The sequence below is a fragment of the Pseudomonas sp. genome, assembly GCF_049645325.1.
Lineage (GTDB): Bacteria > Pseudomonadota > Gammaproteobacteria > Pseudomonadales > Pseudomonadaceae > Aquipseudomonas.
Window position 1 is genome coordinate 1 of the sequence record NZ_JBARTQ010000174.1, and the last position, 2,756, is coordinate 2,756.

General features: G+C 61.2%; 2 protein-coding genes. One reads left to right on the forward strand and one right to left on the reverse strand.

Annotation, left to right across the window (positions count from 1 at the left end; genetic code table 11):
- Positions 1-65: 65 nt before the first annotated feature.
- Positions 66-1,238 carry a XylR family transcriptional regulator gene (locus tag WBB95_RS07735; protein WP_424487032.1) on the reverse strand — a complete coding sequence of 391 codons (1,173 nt, stop codon included), beginning with the start codon at positions 1,236-1,238 and terminating at the stop codon, positions 66-68.
- A gap of 139 nt (positions 1,239-1,377) precedes the next feature.
- On the opposite strand from WBB95_RS07735, the gene xylA reads away from it, so the two are divergent.
- Complete coding sequence (xylA, locus tag WBB95_RS07740; protein WP_424487033.1) at positions 1,378-2,694, forward strand: xylose isomerase; 1,317 nt, start codon at positions 1,378-1,380, stop codon at positions 2,692-2,694.
- The last annotated feature ends 62 nt before the right edge of the window (positions 2,695-2,756 follow it).

Here is a 2,756-nt window from a genome sequence, read left to right on the forward strand (position 1 = left end):
ATTGGCTGACCCACCGCCTTCGCGAGCAAGCCCGCTCCCACATTGGGTTCCGCTTTACGCTTGAATCATGTGCCCTGCTGATACTCACGCGGCGTACACCCAAACTCCCTCCGAAACACCGTGTGCAGGTACTGCGCCGATTTAAAGCCACAGCTCGTCGCCACGTCAGCAATCGCAAGGGCCTCGTTCTCCAGGCCCTTGGCGGCGGCCGCGAGTTTGAAGCGCAGGATTTCATCGTGCACGCTGCACCCCCGTTCCTTGCGAAAATGCGATTCCAGGGACGAACGCGACACCCCCACATACGCCGCCACCTGCGCGGTCTTGATGCCCTGGCACGCGTACTGGCGGATAAACAGCATTGCCTGCATCACGTAGGGGTTGCCCAAAGGTTGGTGCAGGCTGGAGGCCTGCACGTTGATCGCCTCCGGCGGTACCAGAATCTGCGTGCCCGCGCAGGGTTTGCCGTGCAGCATCTGGTGCAGCAATGCCGCGGCCGTGCGGCCCATGGTTTCGGTGCCCTGGATCACAGAACTCAACGGCACGCGCGTGAGCGTGCGGGTCAGGGGGTCGTTGTCGATACCGATCAACGCCACTTCCTCCGGCACGGCGATGCCGGCGGTCAGGCACGCTTGCAACAATTGGCGGGCGCGCGCATCGGTGACGGCGATGATGCCGATAGGTTTGGGCAACGCCTGCAGCCAGGCGATCTGCTGCTCCACGGCGCTGTCCCATAACGGCGCACTGGTGCCCAGGCCCCGATAAACCTCCACCTGCAAACCATCGCGCTGCATCAGGCGGCGAAAGGCTTTCTCGCGCTCCTGGGCCCAGCGGTTGGCCTGGGCCTGTGGCAGGCTGAAACAGACAAAGCGGGTCAAGCCGGCTTCGATCAGGTGCTCATACGCCAGCTTGATCAACGCGTAATTATCCGTGGCCACATACGGAATGCCGCTGGGGTAGGCACGTGCATCCTCGTAGGAGCCGCCTACCGCGACCACCGGCAGCTTGATGTCGGCCAACGCCTCGCCAATCAACGGGTCGTCAAAGTCGGCAATGATGCCGTCGCCCTGCCAGCGCTCGATGCCCCTGAGGCGGCAGAGGAAATCTTCTTCCAGGAACAAATCCCACGACACACGGGTGCTGCTCAGGTAATTACCGATGCCGGTGATGATGCCGCGGTCGTAGATTTTGCTGCCATTGAACAACAGGGCAATGCGGTGAACGGGCGGTAGGGTTTTCATTGTTTTTGTCCTGAGGCCGGTCGCCACAGACTAGCCCTCGCCACTCAAAATCGCACTACACCTTGGTGATTTTCATAATCGGCAGGCCAGGTGCCGTTGCTAGTATCCAGACACCGCCAAGAACAATAAGGAAAACGCCATGCCGTACTTCCCCGGTGTCGAGAAGGTTCGCTTCGAAGGCCCCAGCAGCGACTCACCCCTTGCCTTTCGCCACTACGACGCCAACAAACTCATCCTCGGCAAACCCATGCGTGAACACCTGCGCATGGCGGCCTGTTATTGGCATACGTTCGTGTGGCCCGGGGCGGACATGTTCGGCGTCGGCACCTTCAAGCGCCCGTGGCAGCGCAGCGGTGACCCGATGGAACTGGCGATCGGCAAGGCCGACGCGGCGTTCGAGTTTTTCTCCAAGCTGGGCATTGATTACTACAGTTTTCATGACACCGACGTAGCCCCCGAAGGCAGTTCGCTCAAGGAGTACCGCCACCACTTCGCACAGATGGTCGACCACCTGGAGCGCCACCAGGAACAGACCGGTATCAAGCTGCTGTGGGGCACCGCCAACTGCTTCAGCAACCCGCGTTTTGCCGCCGGCGCTGCCAGCAACCCGGACCCGGAAGTGTTCGCCTTCGCCGCTGCCCAGGTGTTCAGTGCAATGAACGCCACCTTGCGGCTCAAGGGTTCCAACTATGTGCTGTGGGGCGGCCGCGAAGGCTATGAAACCCTGCTCAATACCGACCTCAAGCGCGAGCGCGAACAACTCGGGCGCTTTATGCGCATGGTGGTGGAGCACAAGCACAAGATCGGTTTCAAGGGCGACCTGCTGATCGAGCCCAAGCCCCAGGAGCCGACCAAGCACCAATACGATTACGACAGCGCCACGGTGTTCGGCTTTCTGCATGAATACGGCCTGGAGCATGAGATCAAGGTCAATATCGAGGCCAACCACGCGACGTTGGCCGGGCACAGTTTCCATCACGAAATTGCTACCGCCGTGTCCCTGGGCATCTTCGGCAGCATCGACGCCAACCGTGGCGACCCGCAGAACGGCTGGGACACCGACCAGTTCCCCAACAGTGTCGAGGAAATGACCCTCGCCACCTATGAAATCCTCAAGGCCGGTGGTTTCAAGCACGGCGGCTACAATTTCGACTCCAAGGTGCGCCGCCAGAGCCTCGACGATGCAGACCTGTTTCACGGCCACGTGGCCGCCATGGATGTGCTCGCCCTGTCCCTGGAACGCGCAGCGCAAATGGTACAGAACGACCGGCTGCAGCAGTTCAAGGACCAGCGCTATGCCGGCTGGAACCAGCCATTGGGCCAAGCGGTATTGGCGGGTGAATTCAGCCTGGAATCACTCGCCGAACATGCGTTTGCCAACGAGCTGAACCCGCAGGCCGTGAGTGGCCGGCAGGAGATGCTGGAGGGTGTGGTCAACCAGTTTATCCATCGGTGACAAGCGGTCAGCAGGGCTATTGTAGTGAGCGGGCTTGCCCCGCGCTGGGCTGCGAAGCGGCC